Genomic DNA, 15,304 nt, shown 5'->3' on the forward strand with positions numbered 1-15,304 from the left:
AAGAATTGGTTTCTGACTTTGACGCTGTCGTGATTGAGGACTTGAACATGAAAGGAATGTCTCAAGCCTTTCACTTTGGAAAAAGCGTTCACGACAATAGTTGGGGCATGTTCACGCTCTTTTTAGCGTACAAGCTGAAAGAACAAGGAAAACAACTTGTGAAAATTGATAAGTGGTTCCCTTCCACAAAGAAATGTTCTTGTTGTGGTGCAGAAAAACCTATAAAACTATCTGAACGCACCTACCATTGTTCATGCGGTTATTCAGCAGATCGTGACTATAATTCCGCAATCAATATCAAAAATGAAGGCATTCGCCTATTGGCTTTAGCATAGAAACAAAACTCTTGGAACAAGAGGGTTAGCTCGGTCAATTTTCGTTAGCTAGTAAAAGTAACGATAAGTCGAGAAGCCCCCACTTCAATTAGACCGTAAGGTCAATAAGTGGTGGGAGTAGTTCACATTCAGATATACTGGGAATATATTGGTTGAGGTAGTGATAATCATAAAGCAGTTGAACAAATTCAGGAGGACAGCAGATGGAAATTCAAGATGTAATAGAGGAAATAAAATATATAGATAAGAAGAGAAATATGACAAAAAATCCAAACGATAATGGCAGCAATTTTTCCGAGAAGGATAAGTCATATGCCAAAGTTTAGTGTAGAACGTTTATTAATAAGGCTAGTGCGTCAGTTTCACTCCAAACAGTTTGAATATTCAAATATCATGTACTTATTTGGTTATTTATTCTGCGTTGTATCCGCCTCCACAATTGGTCGAACAGCAGCAGACACTTTGTTTCTCAGTACATATGACGCATCTATGCTCTCTTATATGTATCTTCCGCAAGCAGGAACACTACTGTTAGTAGGGATAATATACCAGCGTCTATGTGGGCGATTTCGTACAGACCAATTGGTCATAGGTGTTATTGTAATGGCGGCATTTTTAGCAATCTGCTCACGAATCATGATTGGTATGGGAACTAGTGGGATATTACCCGTTATTTATATTGGATATGATGTATTAAATTTTTTAATGATTGTGAGCTTCTGGCAATTTGCTACTATTACAATGGATCAACGAAAGGCAAAACGTACGATTGGCTTGGTGGGGAGTGGTGGAATTGTAGGAGGAATACTTAGTGGGTTCGGTCTAAAACTTATCGTGCAGCCGCTAGGTACGGAAAATTTAATTTATGTTTATGCGGGATTCCAATTGTTAAGCCTTCTATTCGTAATATTAGTTATAAAGGGTATCGAAAACCGCAACAAAGTTTTTAGTGAAAAGACTAATTCAAAGAAGCTTTCAAAGAGGATGGAACAGGGCATTGAAAAGCACCAGGGATTATTCCAGTCGGTTCCTCACTTAAGATATGTAGCAGTAGTAGTAGGAACAATTGTTATTTCACTAACTTTTATCGATTATCAGTTTAAGATTATTTTACGAGAAAGCTTACAAAATGAGGCGTTAGCAGGTTTTATGGGAAGCTTCTACGGTTTTGCTGGATTGTTGGCACTCCTTGTACAATTTTTTTTGTCAGGAAAATTAATTGCGAGATTTGGAGTGACGACGGCCATTCTTGTGTTCCCTTTTGTGTTATTAACGGGGAGCCTTATGTTGTTAATGATGCCTATTCTCGCTTTTGCCACATTGGTGAAAGGCAGTGACAAGGTGTTGGGAGACACGGTATATAGCTCTGTGACGCAGTTGATTATGTTTCCTATTCCCCCTGAATGGCGGGGACGAGCGAAAGGATTTCTTGATGGAATTGTTCGGAATGGTGCTAAGGCTGTAGCAGCTATCAGTTTGATTGTCTTATCAGGGAGAGTAGCTGTAGAACAATTTAGTTATATCATCGTCGGTTTGCTTCTCTTTTGTATTTTTGCGGCTATCAAAATCAAGAAAGCATATCTTTCGCTGTTGCTATCAACACTCCAATCAAAGCCTATTCAAGATGAGCATATAGATTTGATGGACCCCGCTAGTACTCAAGTAATGGTTGAAGCTCTACTTGGCAATGACAGGCAGCAAGCGCTGTACGCTTTTCAATTCTTGAATAGCATTCAAGGATTCGATATGGGGCCTTATTTAGAAGAACTGTTGCAACATCCCTCTGAAGAAATTCGAATCGCTGTATTGCAGTATATTCAATCGGAAATTCCCGAAAAGGCTGAGTTTATGCTTGAACCTTTTTTGGAATCACCGAACATTCGCATTCGCTCCAATGCTATATTGGCAATGGCAGCCTACGCAAAGGAAGTAAATTTCGAACGTATGATTTCTTTATTGAAGGAAGAAAATGTTGAAATTCGTTCAATCGCTATTGCGGGATTAATTAAATATTATGGTATTGATGGTATGTTCCATGCCGTTGGAGCATTAAAGGAAATGCTTAGCAGTAGTTGTGAGGAAGAAAGAATGGCGATGGCTAGTTTGTTCGGCCTAATGGGGATTCAAAGTTTTTATAAACCATTAATCCCAATGTTGACTGATTCTTCAGAGCGAGTGCGAATAGGTGCATTGAAATCGGCAGGTATGCTATGTATTCCTGAACTCATCCCTTATATTGTTCCACTTGTGAAGGCGAGCACGACTAGAAAGCAAGCAATCGAGGCAATGGCTTCTTATGAAGATAAGGTCATCCTTCCGTTGCTTAAGCCTTATTTATGCGCTGATCAAGAGCATTTTCATTTACCTCATGTATTTGAGGCTTTAGGGACACAAGCCGCATTCAATGCATTGCTAGAAAACTATGAGCAATTGACTGTTGATATGCGAGAGAAGGTTCTGGAATCCGCCGTTCGAATGAAGAGCGATTCTTGTATAATTGATTTTTCTTACGGTGAACGATTAATCATGCAGGAGCTTGAATTATATTGGATGTGGACGGAGCGCGGTGAACTTCTCCCTACTACTGAAAAATTCGCATTGATTTTAGAGGCAATAAAGGAAATGAGAATTCGTCAAGTGAGGAGAATATTTCAGTTGCTTTCTTTAATCCATGATACAAAAACAATAAATGCTGTTTATGTAAATTGGTCAACTGGCGATGCCCAGCAGCAATCGAATGCCGCTGAAGTTATTGATCAATTGTTAGGTGGAAAGCTGCGAACAGAGATTACAAAAATCATCGCACAGAATAGTTCATTTCAAGGAGGAACACAAAACCCAGCACTTTTAGAGGAAAATCTCGCCTGGCTGTATCAACAAGGAGATTCGTGGATGAGAAGATTGATAGAGCATGTAAGATTGCATGATTCAGTGCAAAGTTCAAAGGACGAATATATAGAACGTGTTCGTTTGTTGAAGAATGTTTCGTTATTTGCTGAATTATCAGGCAGGGATTTATTCAAAATTGCCCAGCATTTAAAGCTTGTACATATAAAGAAAAAAACGATTATTATTAAAGAAATGGATAGCGGCGACTCACTTTATCTGATAAAACAAGGAACAACTGGAATTTACAAAAATTCAACGAAAGTCGCTGAATTAAGCGAGAATGAATGTTTTGGTGAAATGGCTGTTCTTACAGATGGTCCGAGGTCGGCAACGATTATTGCCGAGGAGGATACCGAATTGTATCAACTAACGTCGCATGCATTCTATGATATGTTATTTGAAAGAACTGAGATTGCATTAGAATTGATGAGGCTATTATCTCGTCGTCTTCGTTCTGTGAATGCAAGAATAGCTATAGCTGACAAGGCTGTCATTACAGAACAAGAAGTTGCAATTGCGGCTGTCTTAGAAGATAACGTTATGAAAGAGCTTGAAACCCTATCTGAGCAAGGAAAAAATGAAAAAATGATCCGGCGGATTCTAATGCTCCAGAGAATTAGTTTATTTGCTCATTGTTCACAGAAGGACTTTCTACATTTGGCACATATGGTGAAGGAGAATGTATATGAAGCAGGTGAGCAAGTTTGTCGAATAGGAGAAGACGGCGATGCTATGTTTTGTATTATTGAGGGTCAGATTTTAGTCCATAAGGGGGGAGAAACACTGACGTCCCTTGGGATGGGGGAGAGCTTTGGAGAGATGGCTATTATTGATGGAGAACCAAGATCGGCCGACTGTACTGCAACTAGTCGAACGATAGTAATGGAACTTACGAGAGAACAAGTATTTACCTTTTGTTTTCAAAGAATCGAAGTTCTCAAAGGGATTATTCGAGTTCTCGCTGAACGGTTCCAAGGAACGCAAGATCGCATGTGAATGTTTATTAATTATGTATTGTTCAAAATTCTTATTATCGAGATAGACATGATAAACTAAACTATTATAATAGTAATATACAGTAATCTACATATTTTCCACGATTTTTAGTCAACGTCTACTAAACGATGGGACAAGATACGTGTCGGGCGCGTCCCAGAAAGAGAGGGAAGGATATGAGACTATTAAAAGGTTTAGGAATCGCAACAGTTTTGTTTGTTGGTGCACAGCATGTGGGTGCGGAAGAAATCCGCCTTCAAACGAATACAGTTTTAAATGAAAATGGCTTAAGTTATGTTCCTACGAAAATAGTAACAAACCAATTAAATGCGCCAGTTTCTTGGAATAATCAGGACAAAACTTTGGATATAACGAAAGATTATACGAAAATCTCTTTTAAATTAGGGGAGTCAAGTGCAAAGGTTAATGAAGAAATTGTAAACAGTGCTCCTATCGTTGTAAAAGACGGTGTTTCCTATCTTCCGCTTCGCTTTATTGCCGAAACTTTAAATATGAAGGTAGATTGGAATGCGGACGTAATTACTTTAACGAGTTACTATCAATATATCGTTAAACAAGGGGATTATCTTTATAAAATATCGCAAAAATATGGTTTATCAGTAGAAGAAATTCAAAAGATTAATAATTTGAAAGATGACAAAATTCAAGTTGGACAAGTTTTATATTTAAGACCTAGTTTGGCTACTTCAGCGTCATCTAACCAAGTGTATCCACAGAATGATGCCAATGTTATTTTTAAAGAAACGCTTGATGCCGTTTCAAGTGAAAACATAGTCTTGAATGATAGTAATAATGATTCGAACGCTAAAGTTAATCAAGATTTCATAACTAAAACAAATTTTGAATATACATCCTATATCGTCCAAAAAGGTGATTACCTCTCAAAAATAAGTTCTGAAAATAAAATCTCTTTAAAGGATTTACTGGCCATAAATAATTTAACAGAATCAACAATTATACGAATTGGGGATGAACTGCTTTTGCCAAAAAGAATAGTACCTCTTTCATCTAAAGTAAGCAATCAAAATGGAGAGTATTTAGATTGGTGGACAGAAGCGCAATATTTATTCCCGATTGGTGAGATTGCAACTGTAACAGACTTTGAAACCGGTATTTCCTTCCTAATCCGCCGTAGCTATGGCACAAATCATGCGGATTGTGAGCCGTTGACAGCAGAAGATACGGCAGCTGCGAAAGAGTTGTGGGGTGATTTTAGCTGGAACACTAGAGCTGTTCTAGTTGAAGTTGAAGGCCGAACAATAGCAGCCTCAATGAGTTTTATGCCACACGATATCCAATCGATTTTAGATAATGATTTTGAAGGTCATTTTGATCTACATTTTCGAAATAGTACGCGCCATAAAGATGGAAAAATTGATAACTACCATCAGGAGAAAATAAAAGTGGCAGCTGGGGTTCAATAGATTATCGCCAAGTGCAACATGCACTTGGCGATTAATTTTGTCTAATATTAATTCACCTGTCTTTGCCATATCAAAAACAATGCCAGCCCCTAGGACTTAATAATGATTTCCCTTCCTTCTTTGCGCATTTTCATATATTCAGCTGTTGCGGTAAAAAGTACGTCAGAGGAGGAATTCAATGCAGTTTCACAGGAATCCTGTAAAACACCGATGATAAATCCTACAGCAACGACTTGCATGGCAATATCATTTGGAATGCCGAATAAGCTACACGCTAGTGGAATGAGTAAGAGCGACCCACCGGCAACTCCTGAAGCGCCTGCAGCGGATATGGCGGATAGGACGCTAAGAATAAGCGCAGTTGCAATATCCACTTTAATACCGAGAGTGTGAACGGCTGCAAGGGTTAAGACAGAGATTGTCACAGCAGCACCAGCCATATTGATGGTCGCGCCTAATGGGATTGATACTGAATACGTATCCTTGTCCAATTTGAGTCTTTCACATAAGCTCATATTGACTGGAATGTTTGCAGCAGAGCTGCGCGTAAAGAATGCTGTAATACCACTTTCCCGTAAGCATTTTAAGACAAGTGGATATGGATTTTTACGAATATTAATAAATACGATGATTGGATTCATAACGAGTGCAACAAAAAGCATGCAGCCGATTAGTACCATCAGTAATTTTCCATAAGCAAGCAAGGCTGAAAGCCCACTAGTTACAATAGCATCAAAGACAAGTCCCATAATTCCAATCGGTGCTAAATTAATAACCCATTTCACTACTTGAGAGATTGCATCGGAAAAATTAGCAAGCATATTTTTTGTAGAATCAGATGCATTTTTCAAGGCAATACCAAGAACGACGGCCCAAGTTAATATGCCGATATAATTGGCATGTAATAATGCATCAATTGGATTGGCAACAATGTTAAATAGCAATGTTTTTAGTACTTCTATAATACCTTCAGGAGGAGTAAGGTCTTCGGCACTTGTTCCAAGCGATAAACTAACCGGAAAAAGAAAGCTTGCCACGACAGCTACAAATCCTGCTAGGAATGTACCTATACCATATAGGGTGATAATAGATTTCATATTTGTTGGATGCCCACTTTTATGTTGGGAGATAGCGGACATTACCAAGAACAACACTAATATCGGCGCAACCGCTTTCAAAGCACCTACAAATAAAGAACCGAAAATCGCAATCCACTTTCCAGCATTAGGAATTGTTAAAGCTAAAATAATACCAAGTATAATACCAATAAGTATTCGCTTTACTAAACTAATTTTGTTCCATTTTAGAATTAAATTTTTCACACATTTCCCCCCTGCACAGTTGCTGTGTATTATAGATGTAGCTATATACATATAATATATTGCAATAATTAGTCTACCATGAATTTCGTCGATTGTGAATTATTTTAAAATAGGAATTAAGAGCAGGGAAATAAAAAAAATCGACAAATGCTAAGACTTGTCGATTTAAACTACACTATTCTTAATAGCGTTACTATCACTTGCATCCGGATCAAAAACAGCTGCGGTTGGGAAAGCAATAGGGGACAGGTCTCCGTTTTGTTCTCCGAACGCCTGATTTCGTTTGTAAGTTACTAATTGGTCAATCAATTGAAAAGGGCCCATATTAGCGTTAGCACCATTATCCATTGAATTAATTTTAAACCCTAGGACATTTACGACCATCGGTGAGAGAAAAACCATGTAATCACTCCCGTTTTTATATTATGTGTTAAAAGAAACTTGACTTAATTGTTGGTTTGTCAAGCAAATCTGCATCCGATACCCAGGAGAGGGATAGTGAATAAGTGCATAAATCCCCATTCATTTCGCCAATTCCTTGGTTTCGCTTATATGAAACAAATTGATCCAAATGTTGACTTGGCCCAAGATTTGTGACTGCGCCATGGTCAATTGAGTTGATTTTAATTCCAAGAATATTGAGGGCAACCGGTGCAAACATTGATTTCACTCCTTAAAGGGGAGGTAAATTAGTTGTTTCAAAAGCAGCATTAGAATCAAGCTGATCTCTGTCATCGACAAAGCTTCTCGTCCCAAAGAAATTGCTACCGTCACCCATATTTTGCCCAAGTCCCATGTTTTTCTTATCCGAATTATGCCATTCAGCTAACAGGTTTTGGCCAACGTTAATAGCTGATGCATTTTCAAATGAATTCACTTTAATAATATTAATATTTATGTTGATGTATGGCACTGGTCCAACCAATATTGCACCCCTCCTAAGATACATTAATTGCTTTTAATTGTAATGAAATCCACAGCTTCATCATCTATTGTAAAAGAGATTGATTCAACTCTAACTGCCCCATCTGCATGCTGCTGCCCAAAACCTTGATTTTTCTTGGCATTCGCATTTCGATTCTGTTTAATCGTGGAACTAAAGGACACTGCTCCTAAGTGGTCAACGTTATTGAGTTTAATATCTTTGATGTTTATATTGGTTGGTAAAAAGAACATAGATTTTCTCCTTCCTTCCCCATTTCGTAACCCAATGTTAATAGATATGCTTCTAAAGGAAAAATTATGTGTCTACCCATCACTCATATCGTTTAAGCCCCATTTTTGGATTTTCAATGCTTTTTTTAAAAGTGAATGAATAAATATAAAATAGGATGGCAATACATCACCTTGAAATTTCGTTTGTCATGGGGTACATAGCCGGGAGGTTCAACTATGGACATGAATAAGATCTTACAGTGGCTAGAACTAGCGAAGAAGTATCAAACAAGCAATTTTTGGAGTGACATTTTCGACCAGTCCCCTTTTGACGAATTCATGAAAAATAATAACTTTGGGGAGGCTGGTGAGTCTCCGCCCAATTTTAAACAAAATGAAAAATTTCCACCTACAGATATCTACGTAACCGATGAGGAAGTTCTATTGGTAGCTGACTTGGCTGGATATTTGAAGGAAGAAATTCAAATTTCTGTATCAGGGACAAAATTATTAATAAAAGGCTGCAACAATCGGATGATTCCAGGAGAACTAGTACAGCAGGAAAGATACCACGGGGCTTTTGAACGGATTATCCAACTTCCAGAACCAACGTATCCAAATCAAATTAGGGCAAAATTTACGAATGGGTTACTTTTGGTGTCATATAAACGGCAATTTAAAAATGAAGAGCATGTACCGATTGAGTAAGAGGCCAATTGACGATTTAATGACGAGGAATAAGGGGATTTGCTATGCTTTTTAAAAATAGCTCAAAGGAAAAAACGGTAGTCAACACGGATGATTTAGAAAAACAAATTTTGCGAATAAATGCCCTTGAGGTTCATATAAAAAAATTATTGGAATTTGAAAAACAGTTTCGGCTTTCAATGTATAAAAGTGGCAGTAATGAAGGGGAAACGGTGGGAAAGGAAGAGTTACGAACAATTATAGACCGCCTTCTTTCTGAGAAATTAGCCGCTTTTGTCGAAAAAGAAGAAAAGATGTATGAAAGAATAAGAACATTGGAAAATCAAATTTCGGCCATGATGGAGTGTAGTGAGGGTAAACACGTCAAGTTTTGCACGGAGGTTAATGCGAGGATTAGTGCTTTGGAGAATCATTTCGTATTGGTTAATGAAGTACAAGCAGTGCTTGTCAAACGAGTAGATGAGCTTATGGAAAAATGTAATGAATTAATGAATGAAAAGGAAACTGATTTTAAGTGCCTATATATAGATAAGCTTTATTTGGACAAATATGAGCAGAACAATAATTTTGCTCAACTTGGCATCAAAACATTGAGTGGAGCACTTAACATTGGCGCTACATATGGAAAGGTTGACATTCCAAGGGAAGTAAGTGAGGAGGAAAAAGATGAAATGACCGAATTGAAAGCGGAAAAGGAAAAAATGAAAAACGATACAGCCAATACGAATCCGGATTCAATGGGTGAAGACGATGAGTTTCCATACACAGATATCATTATCGAGGAAGACTAGTAGTCTGGAGATTGATAGCCGTAATTGCATAAAACGTGGCACATCAAATTTCATAAAAAAGTTGGCAAGGGTTATTATTAAATAAATAGCATACTCTTTAAAAACTGGAGGATGAGTTTCTATGAAATATAACTTTGATGAAATTGTCAATCGTCGCAATACATATTCGATGAAATGGGATGGCGGCGAATTTATTAAAAAAATGGGAATCACCGAAAGATATGATGGGGAAACGCTGCCGTTATTTACAGCAGACATGGATTTACCTATTCCCCAACCTGTAATCGATGCATTGCATAAAACGGTCGACCATCGTGTTTTTGGGTATTCTGTTTTTCCAGATGAGTATTATAAAGCCATTCAATCTTGGTTTAAAAAAAGACATGATTGGGATATCAAAATAGAGGAAATCGTCTATAGTCCAGGGACTGTTCATGCTTTAAATATGGCTGTAAGGGCTTTTACCAAACCAGGTGACGGGGTAATCATCCAACGCCCAGTTTATCCACCGTTTACAAGTGTTATTAAAAGCAATGGCAGAATAGTAAGGAATAATGCCTTAATCTGTGATGAAAATGGCTATTATTCCATTGATTTTGCTGATTTTGAAGCGAAAGCGAAAGAGGAAAATACGAAATTGTTTATTTTGTGCAACCCACATAATCCGACGGGCAGGATTTTTAATCAGGAGGAGCTTCAGAAATTAGCTGATATTTGTGCGCAAAACGATGTACTAATTATTGCTGACGAAATTCATGGGGATTTAATAAGATGTAATCAAACCTTTATTCCAATTACAAAAGTTACTGAGAAGACTGACCATATCATTACTTGCACAGCTATTAATAAAACCTTTAATGTTGCAGGATTACATTGTACAAATGTGATCATTCCTAACGCAAACTTGAGAAAGTTATTTATTAAAGAAATTGGCATGCAATTACCATCGCCTTTTACTATCGCTGCGTTGATTGCTGCCTATAATGAGGGAGAAGAGTGGTTGGAGCATTTGAAAGAATATATTGATGGCACAATCGAATGGGTGATGGAATTTTTAGCAGAAAGAATGCCTAAGGTCAAAGTGAGAGTCCCTGAAGGCACTTATTTGCTGTGGATGGATTTCAGCGGCTACGGAATTTCGCCGCAAGAAGTACATGACCGAATTTATAATAGGGCGAATGTTATTTTAGAAGATGGCAGTATGTTTGGTGAAGAAGGATTGCCTTATCAAAGAATTTGCCTCCCTTCTCCAAGGCCAATCATAAAAGAGGCTTTCGAAAGAATTGCTAAAGAATTTGAGGATTTAAGGTAAGATAGCATCAAAGTTGAGATACGGCTAGTGCCTGTATGTTGAGAAAATGGAGGGTACCGGTAACTAGAACAGGTTTCTAGTGCCCGAAAAAGTAAAAAAAGCAGAGCGACGGTAACTAGAACAAGCTACTAGTGCCTATATAGGAAGAAAATCCAAGGTCACGGTCACTAGCTCCCCATAAGCTTGGTTTGAAGTGCCCGGACCTTTCATCATATCCAACTTCCTTGTACCAAAAAATTAGTATAGACAAAACGTTGCCTCAAGTGTTAAAATATTCTCAAAATTACTAAACCGTTGAGCAAGAGTAGTAGGAGTAATGATTTGTACTCAGAGAGCCGCTAATTGGTGAGAAGCGGTTGCAATAATTATTCTGAATGGACTTGCGAGGGAAGCCTGAACTCTATTTGATAGTAGGCGCTTACGGAAACCTGTCCGTTATCAGTAGGATGTATATGATTGTATACAGTTTTGAGTGGACGTTTATCGTCAATTTGGGTGGTACCGCAGAAGTTAAAAGCTTTTGTCCCTTTCTTTTTGGAAGGGATAAAGGCTTTTTTTATTCAATAAAAAAGGAGATTGAAAAAACATGTCAAAAGGAAGATTTGGAATTCATGGTGGTCAGTACATTCCAGAAACACTGATGAATGCCGTGATTGAGCTTGAGGAAGCGTATAATCATTTTAAAAATGATCCAGAATTTGTTGAGGAATTCAATAGCTTACTAAATAAATATGCAGGGAGACCGTCACTGCTTTATTTTGCAGAAAAAATGACAAGGGACCTTGGCGGCGCAAAAATTTACTTAAAGCGCGAGGATTTGAATCATACAGGCTCCCATAAAATCAATAATGTACTAGGCCAAGTGCTTTTAGCAAAACGTATGGGGAAAACGCGGGTCATTGCTGAAACCGGTGCAGGCCAGCATGGTGTGGCAACGGCTACCGCGGCTGCGCTTTTAGGATTAGAATGCGAGATTTTCATGGGGAAGGAGGATACGGACCGGCAAGCACTAAATGTCTACCGGATGAAGCTTCTTGGTGCAAAAGTGCATGCTGTAACAAGCGGCACCCAGACATTGAAAGACGCTGTAAATGATACGATGCGTGAATGGACACAGCGTGTCCATGATACCCACTATGTCCTTGGGTCTGTCATGGGTCCACATCCATTTCCAACGATTGTCCGTGATTTTCAAAGTGTAATTGGTCGTGAAATTAAGGGTCAAATCCAGGAAATGGAAGGTAGACTACCTGATGCAGTCTTAGCCTGTGTTGGTGGCGGCAGCAATGCGATTGGTACTTTTTATGAATTTATTGAAGATGAAGGTGTTCGCTTAATAGGCTGTGAAGCTGCAGGTCATGGTATTGAATCAGAAAAAACAGCAGCAACGATTGCAACTGGCTCTCTTGGTATTTTTCACGGGATGAAGTCTTATTTCTGTCAAGATGAATATGGGCAAATTGCTCCTGTTCATTCTATTTCAGCGGGACTTGATTATCCGGGAATTGGACCTGAACATGCTAATCTTCATGATATCGGCAGGGCACAATATGTCCCTGTTACTGACGATGAAGCGGTCGAGGCATTTGAATACCTTTCACGAATGGAAGGAATTATACCGGCGATTGAAAGTGCCCATGCAGTTGCCTATGCGAAAAAACTAGCCCCTACGATGGGTCAGGATGAAATCATGGTTATCTGTCTATCAGGAAGAGGAGATAAGGATGTTGCTGCAATAGCACGTTACAAAGGAGAGCAAATTTATGAGTAAAATACAAATACGACAAGCATTTGCAAATGGCAAAGCATTTATACCATTTATAACTGCGGGGGATCCATCGCTGGAAATAACTGAGCAATTAGTACTGCAAATGGCGGAAGCGGGCGCTGATTTAATTGAACTTGGCATTCCATTTTCCGACCCGGTTGCTGAAGGGCCTATCATTCAAGATGCTGATGTTCGTGCTCTTGAAGCGGGTACAACAACGGACAAAATTTTTGCGATGGTGAGGCGCATCCGCGAAACATGTACGGTGCCAATCGCGTTTATGACGTATATTAATCCAATTTTCACTTATGGTACAGAGCGTTTTATGAAAAACTGCCAAGATGCTGGCGTGTGTGCTGTGATTGTGCCTGACCTCCCATTTGAGGAAAAGGAAGAAATCGAACCTTCTTGCTTGAAATATGATGTGACATTAATTTCGATGATTGCACCAACATCAAATGACCGCATTCGCATGATTGCGAAAGAAGCAGAAGGCTTCGTATATTTTGTTTCATCAATGGGCGTTACTGGTGTACGCCAAGAGATTAGCAATGATGTTGAGAAAATGATTCAACTTGTAAAAGAGATCAAAGACATTCCATGTGCAATTGGTTTTGGTATTTCGACACCAGAACAGGCTAAAAAAATGGCTGCCTTTTCTGACGGGGTTATTGTCGGAAGTGCAATCGTTAGGATTATTGCCGAATACGGTTTTGGCTGTGTACCGCATGTTGTTGAATATGTAAAGGAAATGAAGAAGGCGATTAGTTGAGATTAGAAAGCCAATAATGAGAGGAGCAGAGATTGAGATGATTAAAAACATTTTGCAAAAATTAACGGAAAGAAAAGATCTTACTGCAGAGGAAGCGTATAGCTTAATTGTCGCGATAAAAAATGATGAACTGAGCGAGGTACAAATTGCTGGTTTTCAGGTAGCCCTATTAATGAAAGGGCCAACGTTAACAGAAATTGCAGCGATTGCGAGGGCCATGCGCGATAATTGTATTCAAATTAATCCAAAAGTAAATGACGAAATGATGGATACATGTGGAACGGGCGGTGGACTTAGCACGTTTAATATTTCTACATCGGTTGCGTTTGTGGCGGCAGCTGCAGGGATTCCAGTAGCAAAGCACGGCAGTCGCTCTATTTCTAGCCTTTCAGGAAGTGCTGACGTTTTAGAAGCGTTGAATGTTGAAATTAATTTAAGTACAAGGGCAGTTGAGAAACTAATTGAAGATGTCGGAATTTCTTTCCTTTATGCACCCCTATATCATCCGGTCATGGGGAAAGTATTGCCACCTGAAAAAGATCTCGGCATTAAGACCATTTTTTATACGATTATTGGACCGCTTATCAACCCAGCCAAAGCTACAAAGCATGTGTTAGGTGTTTATCGTCCTGAACTGTTAGATACAGTATCGCAGGTTGCACTTTCATTAGGCTACAAGCGTGCCTTATTTGTTCATGGTTTGGACGGTTTAGATGAAATTTCACTACTAGGTAAAACAAGAATTAATGAACTTAATAACGGCAAGATTACGACTTACGAAATTGCTCCTGAAGACTTTGGCATGTCGCGTTGTACACTAGATGAAATTGTCACTGGTACTCCTGAAGAAAATGCAAATATGATTAGAAATGTATTCTCTGGAAAAGATAAAGGTCCACGTCGCCAAGCGGTTGTTTTAAATGCTGCGGGCGCTTTAATGATTGGTGAAAAGGTGGATTCTTTTGCAGAGGGAATTAAACTTGCTAATGAAATTATTGATAGCGGAGCTGCACAACGGAAACTAAATGACCTTATTACTGCTTCAAATGATTATAAAGTGGTGAATTGAAATGAAAATGGATAAAACAGGGGATTTAAACGATCGAAGGACTATATGTACGACCCCCCTTTGGGAAAAATACCGAACAGGCATTACACCTGTCATCCCTGATATTAAGTGTAAATCGCCTGGTGAAGGTGACTTGATGCTTGGGAGAGACCCTGTTGAATTGGCAGTACGCTTGGCAGAAGCAGGAGCACCTGTTATTTCAGTTGTAACGGAATCAGAGCATTATGGAGGCTCGTTGGATTTGTTGCGACAGATTGCCGTGGCTGTCCCTGTTCCTATTTTACGAAAGGATTTCATTAAAACACGGGAACAATTGCAGGAGAGTGCAGACTATGGAGCAAGCGGAGTTTTGCTAATTTCCTCTATTATAGAAAAAGACCAGCTTTATCGACTTATTGATGATGCGTATTTTTTAGGCTTAGAGCCTTTAGTAGAAACTCATAACGAAGAAGAAATAAAAGCGATTAAAGATGTCCCGCAGCTTACATTTTTAGGGATAAATAATCGCAATATTCTTGAGTGGGAAATGGACGATGGAACTGTGAATACAACTGAAAAGTTGGCGCAAATTATGCCACCCAACACTTTCGTTTTAAGTGAAAGTTCTATTTCTTCTTCAATGGACGTGATGCGAGCTACGTCGGCAGGGGCACATGGGGTGCTAGTTGGAACAGCAATATTGCGAGCAAAGGACCCTGTGGAAATGTACCAGCAGTTAAGCGTTCCAAGGGGGTAAAGCGTT

Annotated in this window: 15 protein-coding genes and 1 other annotated feature; of the genes, 10 read left to right on the top strand and 5 right to left on the bottom strand. The window is 38.9% G+C overall.

Annotation, left to right across the window (positions count from 1 at the left end; translation table 11 throughout):
* The 3 genes from GX497_01865 to GX497_01875 form a co-directional block, all read left to right on the top strand.
* Positions 1-335: transposase (locus GX497_01865; GenBank protein HHY71974.1), on the top strand; the 335-nt coding region annotated here is incomplete at its 5' end.
* Between the two features lie 312 nt (positions 336-647).
* Complete coding sequence (locus tag GX497_01870) at positions 648-4,220, top strand: cyclic nucleotide-binding domain-containing protein (protein ID HHY71975.1); 3,573 nt, start codon at positions 648-650, stop codon at positions 4,218-4,220.
* A 176-nt stretch (positions 4,221-4,396) separates the two neighbouring features.
* Complete coding sequence (locus GX497_01875) at positions 4,397-5,665, top strand: LysM peptidoglycan-binding domain-containing protein (GenBank protein ID HHY71976.1); 1,269 nt, start codon at positions 4,397-4,399, stop codon at positions 5,663-5,665.
* A gap of 89 nt (positions 5,666-5,754) precedes the next feature.
* Here the strand turns inward: GX497_01875 and sstT are convergent, their stop codons facing one another.
* From sstT to GX497_01900, 5 genes are all read right to left on the bottom strand, one after another.
* Entirely contained in the window at positions 5,755-6,987 is a 1,233-nt protein-coding gene (gene sstT / locus GX497_01880) for a serine/threonine transporter SstT (protein HHY71977.1), read from the bottom strand.
* A gap of 165 nt (positions 6,988-7,152) precedes the next feature.
* Positions 7,153-7,389 carry a hypothetical protein gene (locus GX497_01885; GenBank protein HHY71978.1) on the bottom strand — a complete coding sequence of 79 codons (237 nt, stop codon included), beginning with the start codon at positions 7,387-7,389 and terminating at the stop codon, positions 7,153-7,155.
* Between the two features lie 28 nt (positions 7,390-7,417).
* Positions 7,418-7,648, bottom strand: a complete 231-nt coding sequence (locus GX497_01890) for a hypothetical protein (GenBank protein ID HHY71979.1) — start codon at positions 7,646-7,648, stop codon at positions 7,418-7,420.
* A 12-nt stretch (positions 7,649-7,660) separates the two neighbouring features.
* Positions 7,661-7,912: a hypothetical protein gene (locus tag GX497_01895; protein ID HHY71980.1), complete on the bottom strand. Its 252-nt coding sequence runs from the start codon at positions 7,910-7,912 to the stop codon at positions 7,661-7,663.
* Positions 7,913-7,935: 23 nt separating this feature from the next.
* Positions 7,936-8,163, bottom strand: a complete 228-nt coding sequence (locus GX497_01900) for a hypothetical protein (GenBank protein ID HHY71981.1) — start codon at positions 8,161-8,163, stop codon at positions 7,936-7,938.
* Between the two features lie 216 nt (positions 8,164-8,379).
* Between GX497_01900 and GX497_01905 the strand changes: the two genes are divergently transcribed.
* From GX497_01905 to GX497_01935, 7 genes are all read left to right on the top strand, one after another.
* A complete protein-coding gene (locus tag GX497_01905) occupies positions 8,380-8,850 on the top strand; it encodes an Hsp20/alpha crystallin family protein (protein ID HHY71982.1) in 471 nt (156 codons plus the stop codon).
* A 44-nt stretch (positions 8,851-8,894) separates the two neighbouring features.
* Complete coding sequence (locus GX497_01910; protein ID HHY71983.1) at positions 8,895-9,641, top strand: hypothetical protein; 747 nt, start codon at positions 8,895-8,897, stop codon at positions 9,639-9,641.
* Positions 9,642-9,762: 121 nt separating this feature from the next.
* Positions 9,763-10,953, top strand: coding sequence for a pyridoxal phosphate-dependent aminotransferase (locus tag GX497_01915; GenBank protein HHY71984.1), 1,191 nt, complete (start codon positions 9,763-9,765; stop codon positions 10,951-10,953).
* A 285-nt stretch (positions 10,954-11,238) separates the two neighbouring features.
* Positions 11,239-11,484: a binding site (T-box leader), on the top strand.
* Positions 11,485-11,539: 55 nt separating this feature from the next.
* Positions 11,540-12,724 carry a tryptophan synthase subunit beta gene (gene trpB, locus GX497_01920; protein ID HHY71985.1) on the top strand — a complete coding sequence of 395 codons (1,185 nt, stop codon included), beginning with the start codon at positions 11,540-11,542 and terminating at the stop codon, positions 12,722-12,724.
* The gene (locus tag GX497_01925; protein ID HHY71986.1) at positions 12,717-13,493 is read left to right on the top strand and encodes a tryptophan synthase subunit alpha; all 777 of its coding nucleotides are present in this window, start codon (positions 12,717-12,719) and stop codon (positions 13,491-13,493) included. Before trpB ends, GX497_01925 begins: the two co-directional genes overlap by 8 nt.
* A gap of 37 nt (positions 13,494-13,530) precedes the next feature.
* Entirely contained in the window at positions 13,531-14,562 is a 1,032-nt protein-coding gene (trpD, locus tag GX497_01930) for an anthranilate phosphoribosyltransferase (GenBank protein HHY71987.1), read from the top strand.
* A gap of 1 nt (position 14,563) precedes the next feature.
* The gene (locus tag GX497_01935) at positions 14,564-15,298 is read left to right on the top strand and encodes an indole-3-glycerol-phosphate synthase (protein HHY71988.1); all 735 of its coding nucleotides are present in this window, start codon (positions 14,564-14,566) and stop codon (positions 15,296-15,298) included.
* Positions 15,299-15,304 lie beyond the last annotated feature (6 nt).

Source organism: Bacillus sp. (in: firmicutes), assembly GCA_012842745.1.
Lineage (GTDB): Bacteria > Bacillota > Bacilli > Bacillales > Bacillaceae_J > Schinkia.

Excerpts from the sequence above, each read along its gene's own strand:
- GX497_01900 (HHY71981.1), bottom strand. The coding sequence starts at position 8,163 with ATGTTCTTTTTACCAACCAATATAAACATCAAAGATATTAAACTCAAT.
- GX497_01875 (HHY71976.1), top strand. The coding sequence starts at position 4,397 with ATGAGACTATTAAAAGGTTTAGGAATCGCAACAGTTTTGTTTGTTGGT.
- GX497_01890 (HHY71979.1), bottom strand. The coding sequence starts at position 7,648 with ATGTTTGCACCGGTTGCCCTCAATATTCTTGGAATTAAAATCAACTCA.
- GX497_01905 (HHY71982.1), top strand. The coding sequence starts at position 8,380 with ATGGACATGAATAAGATCTTACAGTGGCTAGAACTAGCGAAGAAGTAT.
- GX497_01910 (HHY71983.1), top strand. The coding sequence starts at position 8,895 with ATGCTTTTTAAAAATAGCTCAAAGGAAAAAACGGTAGTCAACACGGAT.
- GX497_01885 (HHY71978.1), bottom strand. The coding sequence starts at position 7,389 with ATGGTTTTTCTCTCACCGATGGTCGTAAATGTCCTAGGGTTTAAAATT.
- GX497_01870 (HHY71975.1), top strand. The coding sequence starts at position 648 with ATGCCAAAGTTTAGTGTAGAACGTTTATTAATAAGGCTAGTGCGTCAG.
- GX497_01925 (HHY71986.1), top strand. The coding sequence starts at position 12,717 with ATGAGTAAAATACAAATACGACAAGCATTTGCAAATGGCAAAGCATTT.
- GX497_01915 (HHY71984.1), top strand. The coding sequence starts at position 9,763 with ATGAAATATAACTTTGATGAAATTGTCAATCGTCGCAATACATATTCG.
- trpB (HHY71985.1), top strand. The coding sequence starts at position 11,540 with ATGTCAAAAGGAAGATTTGGAATTCATGGTGGTCAGTACATTCCAGAA.
- trpD (HHY71987.1), top strand. The coding sequence starts at position 13,531 with ATGATTAAAAACATTTTGCAAAAATTAACGGAAAGAAAAGATCTTACT.
- GX497_01935 (HHY71988.1), top strand. The coding sequence starts at position 14,564 with ATGAAAATGGATAAAACAGGGGATTTAAACGATCGAAGGACTATATGT.